This window comes from Haloarcula laminariae (assembly GCF_025457605.1).
Lineage (GTDB): Archaea > Halobacteriota > Halobacteria > Halobacteriales > Haloarculaceae > Haloarcula > Haloarcula laminariae.
On the sequence record NZ_JAMZFY010000001.1, the window covers coordinates 1,140,974 to 1,159,833 of the forward strand.

15 protein-coding genes and 1 pseudogene are annotated in these 18,860 nt (G+C 53.3%); 7 read left to right on the top strand and 9 right to left on the bottom strand.

Annotated elements, in window-relative coordinates:
* Positions 1 to 29 precede the first annotated feature (29 nt).
* Positions 30 to 1,145, bottom strand: a complete 1,116-nt coding sequence (locus NJQ98_RS06040; protein WP_262176967.1) for a glycosyltransferase — start codon at positions 1,143 to 1,145, stop codon at positions 30 to 32.
* Between the two features lie 226 nt (positions 1,146 to 1,371).
* On the opposite strand from NJQ98_RS06040, the gene NJQ98_RS06045 reads away from it, so the two are divergent.
* A complete protein-coding gene (locus NJQ98_RS06045; RefSeq protein WP_262176971.1) occupies positions 1,372 to 2,823 on the top strand; it encodes a sulfatase family protein in 1,452 nt (483 codons plus the stop codon).
* An 18-nt stretch (positions 2,824 to 2,841) separates the two neighbouring features.
* On the opposite strand, the gene NJQ98_RS06050 is transcribed toward NJQ98_RS06045, so the two are convergent.
* The 3 genes from NJQ98_RS06050 to NJQ98_RS06060 form a co-directional block, all read right to left on the bottom strand.
* On the bottom strand, positions 2,842 to 4,116 hold the full coding sequence (locus tag NJQ98_RS06050; RefSeq protein ID WP_262178765.1) for an IS4 family transposase: 1,275 nt from the start codon (positions 4,114 to 4,116) through the stop codon (positions 2,842 to 2,844).
* Between the two features lie 179 nt (positions 4,117 to 4,295).
* Positions 4,296 to 5,057: a hypothetical protein gene (locus NJQ98_RS06055; protein ID WP_262176973.1), complete on the bottom strand. Its 762-nt coding sequence runs from the start codon at positions 5,055 to 5,057 to the stop codon at positions 4,296 to 4,298.
* Between the two features lie 13 nt (positions 5,058 to 5,070).
* Positions 5,071 to 5,370 carry a transcriptional regulator gene (locus NJQ98_RS06060; RefSeq protein WP_489146072.1) on the bottom strand — a complete coding sequence of 100 codons (300 nt, stop codon included), beginning with the start codon at positions 5,368 to 5,370 and terminating at the stop codon, positions 5,071 to 5,073.
* A 405-nt stretch (positions 5,371 to 5,775) separates the two neighbouring features.
* Here NJQ98_RS06060 and NJQ98_RS06065 point away from each other — a divergent pair, with 405 nt between their 5' ends.
* Together NJQ98_RS06065 and NJQ98_RS06070 are read left to right on the top strand one after the other, a co-directional pair.
* Positions 5,776 to 6,036: a hypothetical protein gene (locus tag NJQ98_RS06065; protein ID WP_262176975.1), complete on the top strand. Its 261-nt coding sequence runs from the start codon at positions 5,776 to 5,778 to the stop codon at positions 6,034 to 6,036.
* A 38-nt stretch (positions 6,037 to 6,074) separates the two neighbouring features.
* Positions 6,075 to 7,066: pseudogene (locus NJQ98_RS06070) on the top strand (tyrosine-type recombinase/integrase).
* Between the two features lie 132 nt (positions 7,067 to 7,198).
* Here the strand turns inward: NJQ98_RS06070 and NJQ98_RS06075 are convergent.
* Together NJQ98_RS06075 and NJQ98_RS06080 are read right to left on the bottom strand one after the other, a co-directional pair.
* Entirely contained in the window at positions 7,199 to 7,552 is a 354-nt protein-coding gene (locus NJQ98_RS06075; RefSeq protein WP_262176980.1) for a hypothetical protein, read from the bottom strand.
* A 76-nt stretch (positions 7,553 to 7,628) separates the two neighbouring features.
* Positions 7,629 to 8,792, bottom strand: coding sequence for a hypothetical protein (locus tag NJQ98_RS06080; RefSeq protein ID WP_262176983.1), 1,164 nt, complete (start codon positions 8,790 to 8,792; stop codon positions 7,629 to 7,631).
* 496 nt (positions 8,793 to 9,288) lie between these two features.
* Here NJQ98_RS06080 and NJQ98_RS06085 point away from each other — a divergent pair, with 496 nt between their 5' ends.
* Positions 9,289 to 9,648 (top strand): hypothetical protein, encoded by a 360-nt coding sequence (locus tag NJQ98_RS06085; RefSeq protein ID WP_262176987.1) that lies wholly within the window; start codon positions 9,289 to 9,291, stop codon positions 9,646 to 9,648.
* Positions 9,649 to 10,048: 400 nt separating this feature from the next.
* Here NJQ98_RS06085 and NJQ98_RS06090 read toward each other — a convergent pair whose 3' ends face one another.
* Both NJQ98_RS06090 and NJQ98_RS06095 read right to left on the bottom strand, forming a co-directional pair.
* Positions 10,049 to 12,970, bottom strand: a complete 2,922-nt coding sequence (locus NJQ98_RS06090; RefSeq protein ID WP_262176991.1) for a phospholipase D-like domain-containing protein — start codon at positions 12,968 to 12,970, stop codon at positions 10,049 to 10,051.
* A complete protein-coding gene (locus NJQ98_RS06095) occupies positions 12,963 to 14,411 on the bottom strand; it encodes a hypothetical protein (RefSeq protein ID WP_262176993.1) in 1,449 nt (482 codons plus the stop codon). The genes NJQ98_RS06090 and NJQ98_RS06095 overlap by 8 nt, the downstream gene beginning before the upstream one ends.
* Positions 14,412 to 14,492: 81 nt before the next feature.
* Here NJQ98_RS06095 and NJQ98_RS06100 point away from each other — a divergent pair, with 81 nt between their 5' ends.
* The 3 genes from NJQ98_RS06100 (at position 14,493) to NJQ98_RS06110 (ending at position 18,035) form a co-directional block, all read left to right on the top strand.
* Positions 14,493 to 14,663, top strand: coding sequence for a hypothetical protein (locus tag NJQ98_RS06100; RefSeq protein WP_262176995.1), 171 nt, complete (start codon positions 14,493 to 14,495; stop codon positions 14,661 to 14,663).
* 466 nt (positions 14,664 to 15,129) lie between these two features.
* Positions 15,130 to 16,110, top strand: a complete 981-nt coding sequence (locus NJQ98_RS06105) for a hypothetical protein (RefSeq protein WP_262176997.1) — start codon at positions 15,130 to 15,132, stop codon at positions 16,108 to 16,110.
* Positions 16,107 to 18,035: a hypothetical protein gene (locus tag NJQ98_RS06110; protein ID WP_262176998.1), complete on the top strand. Its 1,929-nt coding sequence runs from the start codon at positions 16,107 to 16,109 to the stop codon at positions 18,033 to 18,035. Before NJQ98_RS06105 ends, NJQ98_RS06110 begins: the two co-directional genes overlap by 4 nt.
* A gap of 42 nt (positions 18,036 to 18,077) precedes the next feature.
* Here NJQ98_RS06110 and NJQ98_RS06115 read toward each other — a convergent pair whose 3' ends face one another.
* On the bottom strand, positions 18,078 to 18,857 hold the full coding sequence (locus tag NJQ98_RS06115; protein ID WP_262176999.1) for a hypothetical protein: 780 nt from the start codon (positions 18,855 to 18,857) through the stop codon (positions 18,078 to 18,080).
* Positions 18,858 to 18,860 lie beyond the last annotated feature (3 nt).

An 18,860-nucleotide genomic window follows, 5' to 3' on the forward strand; every position in this document is an offset into this window, starting at 1 on the left:
CGATATCTGATTGAATAAATCACGGGGGACTATCCGTTAGATTCGGCGAGGACTGCCTCGTAGACAGACCGATATGAACGCGCGATGGCTTCAATCGTGTAGTTCTCTGCGACAAGTTGTCGCCCGGTGGCGCCAAGCCGCTCGCGTTCGTCGGGGTCGGAAGCCAGTTCCCCCAGCTCGTCAGCCAGAGTCTCGGCGTCGGTGGGCTCGTGGAACTTCGCTACCTCGTCGTACGTCTGCCTAAACGGCTCGATATCGGCAAAGACACACGCTGTCCCACTCGCGACTGCCTCGACCGCGGCCATGCTGAACCCCTCCCACAGCGACGGCATCGCATATATATCTATCTCGTGAAGCAGTCCGTACACCTGAGCGCGCTCGATGTCGCCGAGAAAATGGACCTTACTCACGACACCGAGATCGCTGGCGAGTGCTTCGAGACGGTCTCGCTGTGGACCGTCGCCGGCGACGACGAGTTCCACCGGAACCCCCTGTTCGCGCGCCAGCGCGACGCCCCGGACAAGCGTCTCGTGGTTTTTCTGCTCGGTAAGTGTGCTCACCGTCCCGACCAGAATCGTGTCAGCTCCAATGTCAGCGACTTGGTGGACACTCCAGTCGTTCTCGGCGGCCGCGTCGATTGCGGCGCGGTCCACACCGTTTGGAATGATGACAACATTGCCCGGGTTGAGTAGCGCGGTCTCCCACCGTTTGAACGACTCCCACACTGCTCGGGAATTACAGACCACTCTCGCCGAAATCGGGTTCGTGAGTCCGTTCGAAACACGTCCGAGCCGCGTGAACCCGTCTCTGGTGTTCCCCTCTCTGGAGACCGACGGGACGCCGTTGTACTTGGAGAGGAGCTTGGCGAACACCCCGGAGTGGTTGTGGGTAGTCTGGACGATATCCGCCTCGGCGATGACCTCGCTGGCTTGCCGGAGAGTCTCCCGATTGACACCGGTGGTCGTGTCCGGTGCGTCGAGGTTGACCACATCGACTAGCTCGTCGCGGTAGAACGGAACCGCATCGAACCACGACAGCACGGTTACTTCGGTATCCGTGTACCGCTGGAGTGCGACAGCAATATCGACTTCCGCTACCGTCTGGTCGACGGCATTAACGACAAAACAGACACGAAGAGATACCATCGATATCTTTGTCTTCGACAGAGTTACTCCTTATCCTTTCGATTGTCAGGCTGTGAATCATACCTCGGACTATATTCATGACTGACATATCTATGGTCATTATTCTCCGAGGGTCTTCCTCTTGTCGGTCTCCCCCGGTCGGGCGCAGTGAAGCCTCTGTCCGATACGTATTCTGCGGAGTATTGAACAAAAACGATTTCAAATACTAGATTGTTATAGGGATATCGTGACTACTACTGTCCTGATTTCGTTTGACGCGCTCCGATATGATCACCTTTTCAGAAATCGAGATAAAAAACAGGTCACTCCGTTTCTTGATAAGATGGCGTCGAAAGGAGTAAAATTCTCAAACCACCTCTCCACTGGGTCAGGTACTTCAACATCGTTTCCCGGGATTCACGCCAGCGCACTCCCACTTGATTACGGGTATGCCGGCGTAAACGAGAACCACACTACTCTCGCGGAGATTCTCAGCGAAAACGGCATCCAGACCATAGGCGTCACGGCCCAGACATCGTGCTCTCGAGTGTACAACTATCACAGGGGGTTTGATACGTTCGAAGACTGGGTCACTCCGGCGAACGACGGCGGTAATTCAGGTGGAACGGGGACATACCTGAAATCGCGTCTCGCCTCGGTTATAGAGTCTCTGCCTGTGATTTCTCCTATCGCATCGGAGCTAAAATTACAGTTCGATGGCCTCAGAGACATCTATGACACACCGCCGTGTCCCTACCCGCAGGCGGATGAGGTGACAGAGACAACACTCTCGCTGATTGATGAACACGCCGACGACGACTCTGACCTGTTCCTCTGGGTTCACTATATGGAACCTCATGCCCCATACTATCCGCCAGAGAAGTACATCGAGGGATTTCATACCGGCGATTTCGATATTGGCCGTATCCGTCGAACGGTTCGAAAGGCGCGCAGGGCACGACCGGAAATCATCGACGGTTCCATGGTCGAGGCGGTGTCCGAAGCCGAGGTTGAGGCCCTTCGAGACTTTTACGCTGCCTCAGCCTGTTACGTCGACGCTGAAGCCGAACGACTGTTCGACGGTCTTTGTGAGAGGGGTATTCTAGATGATAGCCTGTTGTTCTTTACTGCAGATCACGGTGAGGAGTTATTCGACCGAGGTACACTCGGCCACCGGACTAAGATGTACGAAGACCTCGTCCACGTTCCTCTCATAGTCTGTGATTCGTCGGGCCAGTACTGCCAGCAGTCGGTGCACAATACCGTCACAAGTCACGTTGACCTCGCTCCGACGATAGTTGACCACTTCGATATTTCGGCCCCAAATAAGTGGCGTGGTATTTCTTTGGTCGATTTGCTGGATGGCGAGCGAGACACGCTGGAGCGTGACTACGTCTTCTCGGAACTCTGTCATACCAGTGGACTTGGTGGGGAAATCAATCTGGACAATGTCGTCGCATCAGTCCGGTCGGACCGCTGGAAATACATTCAGAACCGCCAGCTGGGCAGGGAAGAACTGTACAACATTCGCACAGACCCAGGAGAACAGAGCAATCAGATCGATGATTGCACATACATCGCCGAAAAAATGCGGGGGAGATTGCAACGGCGGTTATCGGATGTGACTGAGACGTCACAGACTGTCGAAGTGTCGGAGGAAGTTCAAGAACAGCTAAGAGAGCTGGGATACACCGAGTAAACACCCATTCGTCTTTAGCTAAGACTCACACCTCGGTTGCGTAGCGGTAGCGAGCGTATCCTGTAAGATCGGTCGTTGCTGGTGTATTTTCTGTGCGTCTTCGAACAGCCGCTCCAACAGCGGCGGTGGCGAGTAACCGAGATACTCACCGAGTTCGTGGAGGATGAGCTGGGCGTGCGACCGGAAGGTCGCCGCCCAGCGTTCCGGCGGAAACACGATCTCATTGTCGGCTTGCTCAGTGACCAGATCCAACAGGTCACGGCTCACCAACAGCGACAGCAACGCCGCGTACAGCAGAATTTCCACGACAGCCGGGTTGCTCGTGTCGAACTCATCTAGTTCGTACTGCGTCTTCAGCTCACGGAACAACGTCTCTACCTCCCACCGACACCGATACAGCGTTGCTAGATCCGACGGGAGAAACTCTTCTCTCGGCAGATTCGTGATGTACAGATGGTAGTCGTCGGCGTCCGAATCGCGGACGCCGACGACGCGGAATCGCTTCGTGTCCAGCGAGCGTGTTCCCTCGTACTGCCCTCGCTTAAACTCCGCTTCGACCTCCACGTCGATGTACTTCCGCGAGAGGTCATCGACCACATCCTGGATCTGCTCGCCTGCCAAGGGAATGGCGCGCCCGCGCCATTCCCGTAATTCCTCTGTTATCACCGGATTCGCGTTCTGCTTCAGCCGGCTGACGAAGTAGCCGTCGTTCTCGTCGATCAACGCGAAGCGGCGGTACTTGAAGTACGCTAAGTCGAACAGAACGAGCCGTCCGTGTAGCCACGAACCCGTCTTGAACAGCGTGCTGTCGTGTGTTTTCTCGTCAGTCACGTCGAAACGTTCAATCGTCCGGTCGGTGGCGTTGTGGAGCAGGTGGAGCTTCGCTCCAGCCTGCTCCTCGTGGCGTGCTTGGAACTCATCAGAGAGGAACTCGTGCAACCGCAGGACGGTTCCATCAGCGATCATTACGTCCCTGAATCGGCCGATATCAGCGTCAACAGCGTCGGGAACAGCGACCTCGTCGAGACCGTACTCGACGAGGTCGCGGAGATACTCGGCGAGTAACGGCGTTAACCGGTGGTAGAAGCCGCCGGGAGAGATCGGTTCGTCGGCTGTCGAATTATAGCTGCGTCTGAAGCCAGCAAGTGTTCGGCTTTCGCCTGCGGCGAAGCCGAACACGAGCGCCCACACGAGGGCTGGAATCTGCAACTTACCCTCTCGCTCGACCACGCCGAGTTGCTCGGCGTGCTCTTCGAGGAACTCGGAGGGAAACAGTGTAGTGAGACGACGCATAATTCGGGATGAGGAGGCGTCTTGGTGCACACTTGCCGCCTCCTCGTTCCTCTCGAAAAGTAGCCTCGATAAGCCGCCGCTGTCACGTGGTTCTTCTCTTAGCTAAAGACGGATGGTAATCGGCCCTAAAGGGTGGCAAAATTGTGTTTGCTGACTAATTCCTGTGGTGAAAGACGAAGTCAGATATAAAAATAGACACTCATCAATGATGAAATAAATCCGAAATACGGTGCATAGCGGACAAAAACCACCAGTTCATAACCAAAACGTGTTGACTCATCCAATATCATTGAACGGTTTGAAAACACATAGATCATATTCCGTAGCCCGATAATCATACTTCCAGTTGAGACTACCACAAAGAGCAACCCTGTAGTGGTGGCCGTTGTAATAAAATCAGAAAGGAACGCAACATTTTGTATGATTGGAAAATTGGCAAGTGCTGCAAATAACTCGGATAGAAGCGGTATTTCTCCATAGACCGGTCTACCGATCAGCCCTCGCCTTCGTGGTATAACTCCAAAAAATGGCATGATATATCCGAAAAGGTAACCGAATAAAGTGAAATATAAAGCAAATCTCACAGACTTCTTAACCTCTGAAATGGTCTGTGTTTGCTCACTCCTGACTTTGGGAGTTTTGAAAGGTGGCGTGATCCACTTCCATATACTCGGAATCATATCTTTAGCCCATCGGAGGAATATTAGAGAGTAGACAGCTCCAGCACTGAGTATCATAAAATAGTGACCCGTATCAATCATAAAATAAGCATAAAATCCAAAACTTCCAAGTCCCACAGGAAATACGAAATCGGCTAAAATCTCAGTAACAATGTAGAGAGTAGCAACGATTGAGAGTGGTCCTAAAAAACTTGAGATCAAGTCAGAAGTGGTCCGATAGTGATATGGGAATATTTCCTTCAATCGAACCTGAAGTTTCATCGTTAAAACCGTATTACCCGTCTGAATCAGTACGGAGTTCTTCTGGTTCTATATCTCCACTAAGATACCTACGCCCCTTATGGGTCAACTGATAGTATCCTCGCTCCTCCGATACTTTTTCTAATAACTCCCGCTCGGTAAGTTTCCGCATTCGTCGGGCAACGGTATCCCGACTTTTATCGATAACTTCGAGCAGATCATGGAGATTATACCAGACGACAGTCGGGGGAAGAGCTACCCCTTCGTCTTGCGCCTCGAAGAATTCGAGGACAGCATCATCTACTTCGTTCATGCCTTCGACACGCGGGCGCATACCCGCAAATCTGAGCAGAACGTGTTAGTTGCACCGGTCATTCGGCATATTTGGGTAATCATCGGCGTGTCTGAGCAGTTCTGCGCAACAAATAAGTATGGTGGGCGTAAGTGAGCAATATAGTGCGGCAGTCGGGCTCAACGGGTGTAGGTAGGGTGAGAAGGAGTCGGGAGCCGACGACCCTGCGCCGGCCGGAGTGCCGCTCTATCGAGCGAACACATGACCACGACCGATGCACGCCGCCAAAAGACAGGTGGCACGACTGACGGCCAGCGCCCCGGTTTCACTTTCACCGGCGATATCCCGCAATTTGGCGGGACGGGGCGGCGAACCGATTACTTTCACTTTCACTCCCCGCGTGTGGGTTTCCCCCTTTACCTCCCATGCCATCAGTTCCGACCGCACATGTCGGAGACGAAAGAGACGGTGGAGATCGAGAACCGGATGGACCGCTGGCGGTTCGTCTGTCCCCGCGGACACCGCTTGTGGGAGCCGACGAATCACCATTTCTGGTGTGCGAAGTGTGCCCGACGCGATGACGTGGACGGCGTGTTTCATGAGCTGCGCGACCGCCGCGACGGTGGGCTGCTGAAGCGCGAGCAGGTGCGATTGGTGACGCCGGTCGGTCCCTACGACCGCGACCTAGACCGGGAGGGGTCGGTGTGAGCGACCTGGAACCGCTCGCGCCCGACCAAACCATCGAGATGTACCTCGATGCCCGGAAGGACGAACTGACCGAGGCGACGCTGGACGGCCAGACGTACCGGCTGGACGCCTTCGAGCAGTTCTGTGCCGAGGAGGGCATCGAGAACCTGAACGACCTGTCAGGCCGCGACCTGTACGCCTATCGGGTCTGGCGGCGGGAGGGACAGGGCCGGGACCGTGAGCCCATCGAGCCCATCACGCTCCGCGGCCAGCTGGCGACGCTCCGCTCGCTGCTCCGGTTCGCCGCGGAAGTCGATGCGGTGCCCGAAGACCTGCGGACGAAAGTTCCGCTTCCCTCCGTTTCCGGTGCGGCGGGTGTGAGTGATACGACGCTGGAACCGGATCGCGTCAACGCGATTCTCGACCACCTCCGGAAGTACGAGTACGCATCGATGAAAAACGTCATCACCCTCCTACTGTGGCACACCGGCGCGCGGATGGGCGGCATTCGTGCTCTGGATGTCGGCGATGTCAGCCTTGACAACGACAATCCGGGCCTGCAGTTCGTTCACCGGCCGGACACCGATATGTCGATGAATAACAAGGAGAACGGAGAGCGGTGGAACGCTATCAGTGAATACGTCGCCGAGGTTGTCCGGGATTATATCGACGGCCCACGCCCAGCGTTTTATACGAGAACGGCCGCCGGGTACTCATTACGACCCGTGAGGGGCGAGCGTCCCGCTCGACGGTTCGCCAGGCGTTGTATCGGGTCACTCGGCCGTGCTAGTACGGGGAGGAATGCCCCTACGACCGCGACCCGAAGGAGTGTGAGGTGACTTCGAACATGCAATCGTCGTCGTGTCCGTCGTCGCGGTCTCCGCACGACGTTCGTAGCGGTTGGGTGACGGCGTATCGGAGCGGGGATGTACCCCGTTGTATCGTCTCCGACCGACCCAACGCGAGCGACTAGATTCTCGACCGACACTACGACCGACGAGGCGAGCGCGAGAAGGCCGAACAGCGCCGCGATTACCTTCCAGATGCGTAACCATGCACCGGAGTCGTTTTGAAAACGGTAAGGCGAACCGCCCGGACCGGCAGTACCCAAGCTGAAACTAAAAACAATACGACTAGAATTTTCTCAGATGATGAGACACTTGGACATTAATCCAGCGGCAGGCTAATACTGGTCCTGCACCGTATCCATTTTACACTGGACACAGAGGTCGTCAGCGACACAGCCGACACTGTCGTGCGGACAATCATATTCTTCGATATCAACCGCGAGTCGTCGCTTTGCACGTCCCCACTCGTTCTCCCAATCTTCGATTACCATCTCAACAGACGTGAACAAAATTTCACCTTCTTGGTTTTCGATTTTCCCAGTGATTTCAGGACCACTCTTCGCCTTAACTATTCGAATCGCTTCTTTGAAAGACGAGCATGCAATCCGCTCTCGTCGATTCGCCGGCCCCAAGATGATGACTGTAATCTCACCATCCGTCGTTTCGGTCGGCTCTAATCCACCTGTCATGCTATATTCACATCCACACTGGAACAAAAACTGTGTGACTGATTGAACCGTCGTTGCTGCATGCACTGACGGTGATTCAGTCACTTTCACGCAGCACCCACGGCTTCTCCGCGGCGTCGTACTCGCTGATTTTCCCGCTGTGACTGCGTGTCTCCACAGTGAGGATGCCGATGTGTTTGAGCTGCTGGACGAAATTGAACAGCACGTTCGTTCGAATGATGTCCTTCCAGACGGACTCTTCCTCGTAGATTCGAGACACCTCACCTGCTTCGATTAGCTCGCGGGCTCGCGTTCGCCCAGTTCTGGTGCAGAACGTATTCAGAAAGACGTTCGGGTACTCGTGGACCAGTCGGCGAAGTAAGTCCGGAAAGTGAATCGACGGGCCCTCCTTCCGTAAGGCATCCAGCAACAACCGGAACTCCGGATGGCGCTCGTAACAGTTCCGTAGCAAAATCGCAATCGGGCGATGTTCGTCAATCACGGTCGAGCGGCCGACCTCGCTCTTCAACGAGTCGAGTTCCGGGAGCGTCGACACCCCATACCCCCGCAAGACGGTCGCTGCCAGTTCGCCCTGCTCCGTGAGCCGATGCCGGTCCTCACGGCGAAGCAATCCCAACGACAATGCGCTCTGCCGTGCACTCTTGCCGGCCCCGAACCCGTACTCTGCAGCCAGTACGTCTTCGAGTTCATCACCAGCCAGCGGTCCGTGCGCATCGACGGCAACCACCGGCGCGAGGTAATTCAACGGTTGGGCCAGCGAGAGACTGGCAATATCGCCGCTAATATCGCTCCGTCGCAAGCGGACCGACAACTGCCCCTCAATGTCGACCACTTGCTCGTGTGATTCAGACGTTGGGGGACTCGACCACTTGGTCACCCCGCTGTCTGTTGCTCCGATCACGCCGACGCCTTTCGAGCGCAATAGATCAGTGTGCTGAGACACCGCGTTTTCTGACGCCGCGAGATACGAGACGTGTGCGCCCTGCTGATACGTGAGTGCCTGGCCAATCCCACGAAGCAGCCCGCTGGAGCCTTTGACTTCAACCGCAAACACGCGATCCGTACTCGTGAACCCGAGCACGTCAGGATACCGCCCAGCGATCGTGATCTGATGTGACTCACATCGGTCAAGCACATCGGCGTACGTCTCTTCGTGTGCGCCGGGCACGTGCACTAACGGCTGATACCCTCGGGTATCCAGTTCATCAACGACGTGCCCAAACACAGCCGATTCATCCATCTTAGACAACTGTTTTTCGCGGGCTTGGTTTGAATCTATGGCACTCATGCAGTTCTTCACTCAAACTCACAGCGCCCAGTTCCCTCTGACATAGCCCTGTATTCCACTCACATCCACGCCAGTGCAGTATTATATTCAACGAGATATTCCGCCTCGATGCTTTCCTCCGGGAGTATGAACCGCTCGCCAGCTGGCTCAAGAATCGTTTGCTGCAGGAGATTGGTCTGGGTCTCAAAGGACGGATTCACCCGCAGCTGGTAGTCATGGTCGATAGTGAACGGTCTCTGGTCGAATGTCGCATAATGGGTCTTGCTCAGTGGCGGGACGTTCGCTACGTCCGCTCTGTACTCCGGGTACTCACGTGAGTACAGAACGATAACGTGATCTACATTTCGAATTATTTCGAGTGACTACAACATCATATCCAGTATTGGATTCGCCTACAGTCAGAACCTGATAGAATAGTGTTTTCCGAATACGGATACATAAGTCTATAATGAGCTTACTGTCATGGCTTGCTATCTCATTCCTGTTGTGGCTCATAGCGGCCTTTTGGTTTAGCATAAACCGAAAACTCTCAACTGGGAGGCTTATTTTAGCTGCGTTCGTCGTCCTATTCTGGCCGATTCCCTATGATCTCATCGCTGGGATCATTGAGTTTTTATTCGACATTACGATGGGCATCATCAGTCTCTTGATAGGGGGTATTCTCCTTGCCGTTGGGATTCCTCTTGCTATTGTCGGTTGGGTTATTTCGGCAGCAATTGTTCTTGTGGTTGGATACTTTGTATTGTGGATGTTCCTCCTTTTTCTCGCAGCAATGGGATTCCCTGATTATTTTGGATGGGATATATAATAATCTCAGAATAATCGGTGCTGGAGATGTGGTTGAATCTTGCATAGACCCTTGCTAGGAATTGGATAGGCAAGCCGTGCAGAGTGCTCTATTACGGGATAATTGGAGTCCCATTGCTCACGCTAAGATATTGGTTGCAACATATGGCTCTCTGATAAACTACAAGACATTTGCACCGGTACAGAACGTAGCGTGACGTGCCTGTACGTTGTCCCGGTCGGTGATGAGTGGATCCAGCAATTCAACGAGACTGTTGCCTCACCAGTTTCTGTCCCAGCGGAAGCCCCTGAGGTCCTCACGAAACAACACGATGCTCGTGTTTGAGAGACGACCGACCGCAATCAGAAGCGAACGTTCCCCCGAAGCCAATCCACCTTCTCCATCGGTCGCAGATAGCGACCTATCCCGCCTCGACGAAACGCAGCAGTACCTCGCTCATCTGTCGAATGGTCTCAGGACGCCGTTCGCCTGTGTTTTCGAGATAGGGGTGATAGGGTAGCTCTTCGCCAAGACGGACTCGCAGGAGCCGATCAAGATTAATCATCGGCGCTGGAGCCTGGTCGTCGTCACGGATGCCAAATGTTGCATGCCCACCGATTGTGAGTTTGACCTGATTCTCCGTTTGGCGCTCAAGACCGACGCGATACTCGTTTGCCGACCAGGCGTACTTTGTCCCTGCCTCGGCGGGGCGAATGACAATTCGGTATGTCGCAGTCTCCTCGAACAGAGATCGGAAGAGGGGGACAGCGACGTACTCCGGTGGTTCTCGGAGCGCCCGGATTGGCCTCGACTGTTCGAGCTGGTCCCCATTGCGCCAGCACTCAAACTCCAGATCCTCGAATACGTCATCGCCGGCATCCTCAACTACGATGTCACCGAAATCGAATCCCAACCACATGATGGCCTGTTCCGGGTCAAGCGATGCGAACGGGATGGACGCAGGAATATCAGCACTCGGCTCTATCGCCGACACTAGCCGCTTTCGCACATCAGCAGTCGCTGTGTCGGTCGACAACCAGAGCGTTCCGGAATCCGTCTCAACACCCAGTAGGCCCCGAATCTGTAGGCTGGCGTACGGTGCGGGTGGCGTCAGTGGTTCTGTACAGTCCTGTTGCTGCGGTGGGCTGTAAAAATAGCCCGCTCTGCTGTATTCGTATGCGTGTGTCTGTGCGGTGACCGCAACGTTATCCTCAGGCAGGGCAATATCGAGCGGTGAATCCTCGTGAATGAACGGGTCTACAGCGCTCTCGACGCCGGGGACATCCGGGACGGAAATCTCTGCGAGGGTGTATTGTGGGCAGACTTCACTGACTTGTTGGAGCCGCCGTTCGGTCGTCTCGGTGTCGATTTGTGTGTCTCCCCCGCCAGTCGGCAACGTACACTCGTGGTGCTCGGCCGGATGGTGTGCCTCAAACGGCTCGTCCAGAGACACTGTTAGCGACTCTGCTGCCAACTGTGGCTCGAAGGCGTACTGGCGGCCATGTGGCGTGTCGATCCACCCAACTGGCTGGACTACGTCTGTTTCAGTCTCGAATTCGAGGCCGTCTGTCGGTGGCGTAACTCCCGGGGCGAAGGTTAGCTCAAGGCACGGGAGTTGACCAACTTCGTCGACCATCTGTGTCGTTGGCCTCACCGCAGTCAGCACCGTTTCTGGAAGGAACGGGTCTGTGAAACCAGCTGACTCGAGCTGTCCTGCCTCAAGTCGGATAGATCGACTGAGTGATCGGTCATAGCTGCGGTACAGATACCCATCGTCTGCGGCTTCGAGTACGTCCGTTGGAAGTGTTGTAGCAGTCGAATATGCGGTCTCACCAATCAGGAGCCGATCCCACTCTTCGATTGGCTCGTCGAGCTCGTCATTGGCCCACTGTGTGAGTTGGCTTCCGGAGAGTTGGTACACCGGTGTTTCAAGCGGCGTTGTGACCTGCAGCTCTACCGACTCGATATACTGATTCTCTCCGTCTATCTCGGCTGGCGCACTGACACGCCTGCTGTCCGATGACAGTGTAGCATCCTGCGTTGTAACCTCGCCGGTGACGATGTCACGGACATACCAGTGGGCGTGCTCGATTTCGAACGGGACCGTTTCATCGGGCCAGTTGAGCACGATCTCGGTCGATGAAGCGGTGAGTGTGGCCGAGACCAGCTCTCCGATCGATTGCCGTGTATACGGCAGGAACCCACCGCTCCCAGCTTCGATCCGCTCGTCGATATCCGTCAGTGTCTGTGCATCGGCTCGCCCGTAACATTCGGCCAGTGACTCCAGGAAGAAATTCCCGACAGTCTCGATACGGTCCGGATTACGGAGCCAGATGCCGTACTCGACATTTTCGCCGTTTTTCTTCCAGGCATTCGACGTGAGATTGGCCGAGGTCAGTAGCACGTCCGTGAGTACCGTCTCAGCCCCATCTGTCTCAGTCACGAGTAGCACTTTGAGGTGAGCCAACCCACCCCGGATCTGACTCCCTGAGGGCAGTGTTTCACCATCATCACCGGGAAAACGTGTGTGTAGGTTGAACTCGCTGAATTCCCCAGCCAGTTCGTCTACGTCGGCCGTTCCGAGGAACGATCCAAGGCTTGGCTGTGTCGTGTCAATGACTGCCGCTGGGTCGGCGCCGTACACGTCGATACTCAGCTGGTCGTCACCCACATCTGGTGGGGCAAGTGCAGTGAGTTCTCTGATCCCTGTTTTGTTGACGTTCGGCGTAAAATACGACAGTGTCACATCCCCACTCGTCTCGCGCAGACACCGTGTGACAGAACGCCGAAGCGACTCTCCCCGTCCCGAATGCACGACAATTGGTTCACTTGGCCAGCGCCTGAGTCCATCCTCTACACTTGCCGCTGGTGTCCGCCGGACAAGCGATTGCACGGTGTCTAGGAGTTGTGTGATACGGTCGTTGTTCGTGGCGTTGGATGGAATTTTCCCCGCGAGGAGATCCTCCAGTGTGAACGCCGTTTTGACCGTGCCCTCGAACCGGCTGGCCCATTCGACGTTACTAAACAGACCGGCGTAACTCAGATTGAACGACCCAGTCCAGGCGACGATTCGGTCTGGGCCCCAAACTATGACGCACTTGCCATGCACATCGCGTTCTAAGAGTGAGAGTTCGTCGTGTGCCACGTCCTCAGACAGGCGAATCTTGTCTGCTGTGTCACTGGGCGTACAGACGAGCGTCTCGAGGTCGTCGAACCAGTCAAGATAGCCCGGTGTCACCGTGTAGGTTGTAATCAGGGCGTGCTCGAATCCAGTGTCTGATTCGTCGAGTGTCTCTTTGAGTTGGGCCCCGACATCGTCGACGGCGAACGGTTGTTTACCCATCGGCAACTGCCTCTGTTAGCGTTTCCGTCCAATTGATGACCTCATCAACCCCATAGAAGGTTGCGGAGTCGTTCTCCTGAATCGGGGCTGTGACACGGTAGTGGTCGCTTTCGTCGACGAGTACATCGTTCCACTCCAGCAACGCAATGAAGAGCTCACGTGGGCTGTCTCCCGCCCCAAGTTGTGCGCGGAACTGATCCAGGAAGGCTACAACATCATCCTCATGCATCGACGTGAGTATCTCGAGGAGATTCGTGAGTTCTGCTACATAGCGGTCCTGTGTCGAGAGTTCGATGAACCGTTCAAATGACTCTGCAGTCCCGTGGTCCTGAAAGAGTGCCTCGATATCATCGTCGGTGATGATACCCGCTGTGTCGGCGATGAGATACCGAGCCAGATCTTCGCCGTCTGCGAGGAAATAATTCACACTCCAAAAATAACAGAGTGGTTCGAGCACATCGAATACCTCTCCGGAGAGGTTAGCAGCAGGGAATTGTGCGCGGGCTTCATCGACGATGTCTGCTCGAGAGCGGTAGAGTTCGGGGAGATGTCGGAGGTCGTCCAGTATGGCGTCTCTGTCTTGGGCGGGACCGACAACGGCGATGAGGAGAATCGATCCGACGAGATACTCGCCGTGTTCACGGGCTTGGACGGCTTCAAGAAAGGCATTTGCTTCGTCAGGAGTTATAGGGAACTCTGTGTTCGCCAGTCGTGCGAGGGTCGCTGCCGGTGCTTGGTCCAGCAGTGGGCGAACGAAGTTGAGATTTGACCCGATGACGACTTCACTCAGGCGGGTGCGATGGAGGGCCGGCACCGCTGTGAAGCATCGTTCGATTGCTCGGACGAAGGCAGTCACGATGCTGTCGTATTTTTCACGTTCATCTGCCGCTGGGTTGTACGTAACACTGCGGAGTTGGGTTTCGAACTGCGCTGCAAACGACACATCGTTTTCGGCACACCGCGACCGGAACCGTTGGGACATGAATCCCAGCGTCTCAGTGGTGAACTCACTTAGCGAGGGGGCTTCCCCACGAGCTACTTCTAGAAAGTGCTCGACGAGTCCATCGTAGAGGCCACGGCCGGTGCCGGTTGCTGGCTTGAACAGCCACTCGCTGGCGGCGTTTTCGCCGACCGTGATATCAGGTACGCGTCCCTGTCGTGTCTCATAAAGCGAGCGAAGTGCGTAGTAAAGCACCCCCTCGGTGGCGACCCGTTCGTCATCGCGTTCCGCCCACAGGTAGAGGTGGTCCTGCTCGGTCAGTTCATAGCCGTTCTCGTGGAGGTAGATTGCGTACTTGTTCCAGAACATCGGGTACATGATCATCCCGACATCCGGGAAGACGATTTCAGTGACTGCCTTCGGGCGAAAGTAGTTCGCTTGTGTCCCACCCTCGGGGCGGGCCGAGAGGAAGAACTCGTCTTCCATGGTGGATTGTGGCATAATTTGTTGAGTTGCGCCGGCTACAAGAGTATTGGTACGTAGTTGGTGGAGACTTAGGAAGCACCCTGACGAGGGCATGGTATGCAGAACGACTGCTTTCTGGTATCAATCACGACTCCTGTAAAAAGAACCAGAATGGTCTTCATTGGCGAGATAATCACGACCAAAGATATGTACTGTGTTATCCACGACTACAAGAAAGTGAAGAGACCTATGACTGCAGTGGTCCTGTATTTAACAGGTAAAAGATGAATAAAGGGGTTTGTCCATGGCCGTGGATTACATAGGGCCTGGTCAGATCGGTATTCTGCACCATGACCACGACTCGGAGAATCAGGCTACAGTTCCGTTGCAGCAGGCATATCGCCCCTCGCAGGATCTACCTATTGAAGAACAAGAATAATTTATGAATTAGATACAAACAAAAGAGAAGGAGAAGAACAACAGGTATTGTCGTCTGCACTTGATTATGGGAATGCGAGATGAGAAGATAGCTGAGCCCTGAGGAAGCACGGAAACCAGTGCTGCAGGATGGTGTTCTTCGCGGGCGACAGCCATATCAAACTCAGTAGGAGGATTGGTTGACGGCAAGTTTGAAATCGTGGAAGAAGAGGAATCAAGGCCCTGAGTCCGTCATTTTGAAACCCACTAAGTCCGGTTATTCCCGTTGAGAAAGACCACCGCAGGTTCTATGTTACAGAGCTTTCAACGGTGCTTTATGGTAGAGTGTAACGGAGTTGCAATCTATCGATGTATCAAGGAAGACGATGAGTTGGTGGAATTAGCTGTTCTTGACTCTACTGAGATTGGGGAAGAGGAGAATGAAACTGTCAAAGAGGTTTCGCAGAGTCTAATTAAGGATTTGATCGGAGACCATAGTATCGGAAGTCGAAGAAGCACCCCTGATTACGGCGATAGTAAATCGGCACGGATCCACGAATACACAGAGAGTGCTGAAGTGGAAAGAGAAAACGGCTACGTCACTAAAGAAGTGCTTGAGCAATTGCGTCACAGCACGAACTTGGGGGAAAACTCTCGTGCATTAGCTGAGTGGTATCTTGAGGAGACTCAGTCAAGGTCTGATCTCATTCTGGTTATTCCTTACACTTACGACGAGGAGAACTTCGTTGGAATAATCAAGACACCTTACCTTGATGACGCATACCAAACGAATCCGTCAGATATTTTAAAGGAAGCTCAGCAAGTTATCCGGGAAGACACTCACAAAGGGATCATCCATCCGCGATATGATCTCTCTGTCGGAGAAATTGATACTGGAGAAGCTAAAGTCTATCAGAGCGGAGGGGGGCCAAGGTACGCGGACTACTGGATAGGGTTCGTAAACTTAGCTGACACCAAGGTAGAGGATGAGGAACTGGTTGAATCAGTAGCAAATGGTAGTGGACCAGTCGCTGCCGTCCAATCGTCTTCAGAGTTTTCGAATCTGCCTGACCGCGTTGATGACGAGAGTGTTTTAGATGGGAGGTTAAACGTTGAGATATCAGGTATCTCATTAGATGTTGATGTCAGTGATTTAGCCGAGGAAAGAGTCCGCCTCGCAAAAAAAGATGGAACCTACTTCGTGATTTTCACTGGTGGAGACTTAGATGTTGAAGCTAGCGATGGTAGCACCAGTCAAGAGCTCACAGACCTAAATGAGTTTGAGGACTTGGAAGATGCCCTCGCCGACTATCTATGAATCTTGAGGAAGTTGATTACTTCCTCCACCACTTACAGCCTCTTCAGCAGAAAGGCTGTATCGAAGAGGGTCTCCGTAATATAACTGCAGTGTTTGATCTAGATAGGCTTACACGGGGTGAAACTGGCGCAGTCCTTTCGAATATCTTGAACTATACCTCCGTGATTCAGGACTGCAGCATTGACGTAAATGCGGATGGTTTCAGCGAACATCTCTTCCGCATCACAAGTACTGGAGTGAGCCTGCAGGGAGATGCTATTAAGTTTTTAGACGAAGAGACAGATGTCAATGCTTCCAGGTATCGTCGTGATATAAACTCGCACGCTAATAGCGGAAGAGAAGGTAACGTTGTATACGAGTTGGTTAATCTGCTTCAAGAAATATCGAATACATCCTACACGCTGGATTCCACGATTCTAATTAGTAAGTTCGAGATCCTGGATATCTGGATTTCGAGCACATCAAGTTGGTCCGTGGATCCTGAAAGATTGTATATCCAGTTCTGGTTCGAGATTGAGAACTTCGTCGATTGGGTGGACAGCAGAGACCTCGTTGAGTACGCTTCTGAGATGTTCTCAGCTGAGGAAATGCCGATTCTGGTTTACTACAGCAATAGCACTGAGATGGATTTGAATGGAAGTGAGTATTTCCCTGTGTTTGAGCTCTCTGACTCCCCGCAATATCTCTCAAGCCAATATGATTCCTACAGGAACAAGATGTCTTCAACCCGAGAGAACACATCCTACTTCCATCAGGCACCTGCTATCACGCCATCTCTTTTCGCAGAATCTCCTTCGCTACGGACTGTATTCAAACCAGCTTTTGTCTACTCTATCTTCGCAATCTTCTCCGATAGAGTTGCTGTATCAAATTCCTTTTTCTTATTCTCAGCTGAATATGGCCCTAACACAATCGGTAGAGACGAGGTCAATATTGAGAAGTTCTCTTCAAACCTTTCAGAAGAACATCTGGCAGATCTAGCTGATTTGTACCAGGATTTTGCCCGGAGAGAGGACCGGGCGAAGTTTGTGGAGTTCTGGCGACGAAGTATGCTACGGAACTGTGATGGAATCACTGATATAATAGACGAGATCGCAGATATACGGAAGAGCTACCAGTTCATCGAAAGCGAAGTGATTGAGAAGAATTTTGATGAACTGAGTGATGCGGTCCGTGATACTAATACATTCATGACAGAGATTACTTCACAGGTTTCGGATACTACGACCGCTCTTTCTGACGAAATCCAACGGTTAGTGTTTGCTCTTCTGGGAGCTATTATAGCGAATCTTTTCTTGATTCTTCGCTGGAGTAACTTTGACACTGTCATCCCTTTCTCGCTATTCGTTGTGAGTGCGATACTGCTGTTCTATTTCCCACTTATTGATCGAAGGATCGAGGAACTGGAGGAGATGAAATCCAAGGGTCAGGAAGACTATGAGACGTATAAAGACCTGATTTCGGATTTCACAGGCCAGGCCTTTGATTTCGATGATCTGGAGGCCCGGAAGGATGAGTATCTCTCGTACGCCGATCAGAGGCTGCAGTGGTCAAGGCGGAAAATCAGACAGATACACGCAGTTTTGCTGCTTACAGGGTTACTGTTTGTATTCTTCGCTAATCTCCAGTACGAGGTCTTCACGATTCAAGTTGCGTTCTCAGGGGTGTTTTTCGTCTCAAGCTCGTATATCACCTACCAAACTCATACGCAGACCGACGAGTACAGTTACCATCGACTTGATTTGAATCCCTTTGGACAGAGCTCTTCTGATTCCAGCGATAGCGATGGCGGAGACGTTGATGAAGTCGGTGAGGACGATGAGAATGATGATGAAGCTGATCCAACATCAACGAACTACCTACCATTAATTGTCTCAGCCCTGTCTTTAGCAGCTATTATTGTCCACATCGCGGTAGCTTATTGATTTGGACCACAGGGTAGAAGCGTGTTTCAATACCCCTTGTAGCTATATGTTTCGCCAGAGTCGGAGTAAAACTTGAGAAGCATGTTGGGCCTGCTCCCGGTAGTCCTGCATCTCACTTGCGGTAATGTTGGTCTCGATGGAGTGAGCTCCTGAGTTGGCGTCTTTCCGGAAGGCGTTCAGTTCGTCTATGAAGTCACTGTCAAGGCCTCCGGACAGGTGCTGAAAGTCGTCGAGATTGTCCTCGAAGTTGTTGATGAGTGTGCTGAAGTTCTTGAACCGGTGGTTACTGGGAAGGTAGTACAAGTCTATCTCTTGCTTCCCGTACTGTTCTCGGAGAATGTCGATCAACAGGTTCTCAAGAAGTTTTCGTGTCAATACGAGTGTGGCGTCGTTTACCCCGATACTATAACAGCGGTTGATATCTTCGACAAGGTCTGGGTAGAACGTGCCGGGCACGTTGTCGATGTCGAGAAACTGTTCTGAGCGGAACGTAGAATGTAGCACTCCTGTACCCGGGCCCTTGTTTTCCAAGATTTCTAGGGCCGGGTACTTTTCCAGTGTATCTGTGTCGGTGTCGGCCAAGGTGTAGATCCGCTTCATTACGCCGACTGCTTGCTCCTCGTCTTCCTCGGCTACCTCTGTGAGGAACTGGGTTGTATTAGCTTGCTGGTCGTTGTCGCTGTGGTCCCAACTGGCGTGGAATCGGTCTATGTTTCTCAGGGTGTCGTTGACGCCGAGCTCTGTGGCGGCCATTGCCCAGTCATTTGTTTCCAAGTCTTTCTGAACGGCAAAGCGAGAAAACTGGCCGATAAGAGTCTCCATAGG

Coding starts and splice junctions, on each gene's coding strand:
- NJQ98_RS06075 (WP_262176980.1), bottom strand. CDS start 7,552: ATGACAGGTGGATTAGAGCCGACCGAAACGACGGATGGTGAGATTACA.
- NJQ98_RS06065 (WP_262176975.1), top strand. CDS start 5,776: ATGTCGGAGACGAAAGAGACGGTGGAGATCGAGAACCGGATGGACCGC.
- NJQ98_RS06060 (WP_489146072.1), bottom strand. CDS start 5,370: ATGCGCCCGCGTGTCGAAGGCATGAACGAAGTAGATGATGCTGTCCTC.
- NJQ98_RS06085 (WP_262176987.1), top strand. CDS start 9,289: ATGAGCTTACTGTCATGGCTTGCTATCTCATTCCTGTTGTGGCTCATA.
- NJQ98_RS06100 (WP_262176995.1), top strand. CDS start 14,493: ATGCAGAACGACTGCTTTCTGGTATCAATCACGACTCCTGTAAAAAGA.
- NJQ98_RS06090 (WP_262176991.1), bottom strand. CDS start 12,970: ATGGGTAAACAACCGTTCGCCGTCGACGATGTCGGGGCCCAACTCAAA.
- NJQ98_RS06040 (WP_262176967.1), bottom strand. CDS start 1,145: ATGGTATCTCTTCGTGTCTGTTTTGTCGTTAATGCCGTCGACCAGACG.
- NJQ98_RS06110 (WP_262176998.1), top strand. CDS start 16,107: ATGAATCTTGAGGAAGTTGATTACTTCCTCCACCACTTACAGCCTCTT.
- NJQ98_RS06095 (WP_262176993.1), bottom strand. CDS start 14,411: ATGCCACAATCCACCATGGAAGACGAGTTCTTCCTCTCGGCCCGCCCC.
- NJQ98_RS06050 (WP_262178765.1), bottom strand. CDS start 4,116: ATGCGTCGTCTCACTACACTGTTTCCCTCCGAGTTCCTCGAAGAGCAC.
- NJQ98_RS06080 (WP_262176983.1), bottom strand. CDS start 8,792: ATGGATGAATCGGCTGTGTTTGGGCACGTCGTTGATGAACTGGATACC.
- NJQ98_RS06055 (WP_262176973.1), bottom strand. CDS start 5,057: ATGAAACTTCAGGTTCGATTGAAGGAAATATTCCCATATCACTATCGG.
- NJQ98_RS06105 (WP_262176997.1), top strand. CDS start 15,130: ATGGTAGAGTGTAACGGAGTTGCAATCTATCGATGTATCAAGGAAGAC.
- NJQ98_RS06115 (WP_262176999.1), bottom strand. CDS start 18,857: ATGGAGACTCTTATCGGCCAGTTTTCTCGCTTTGCCGTTCAGAAAGAC.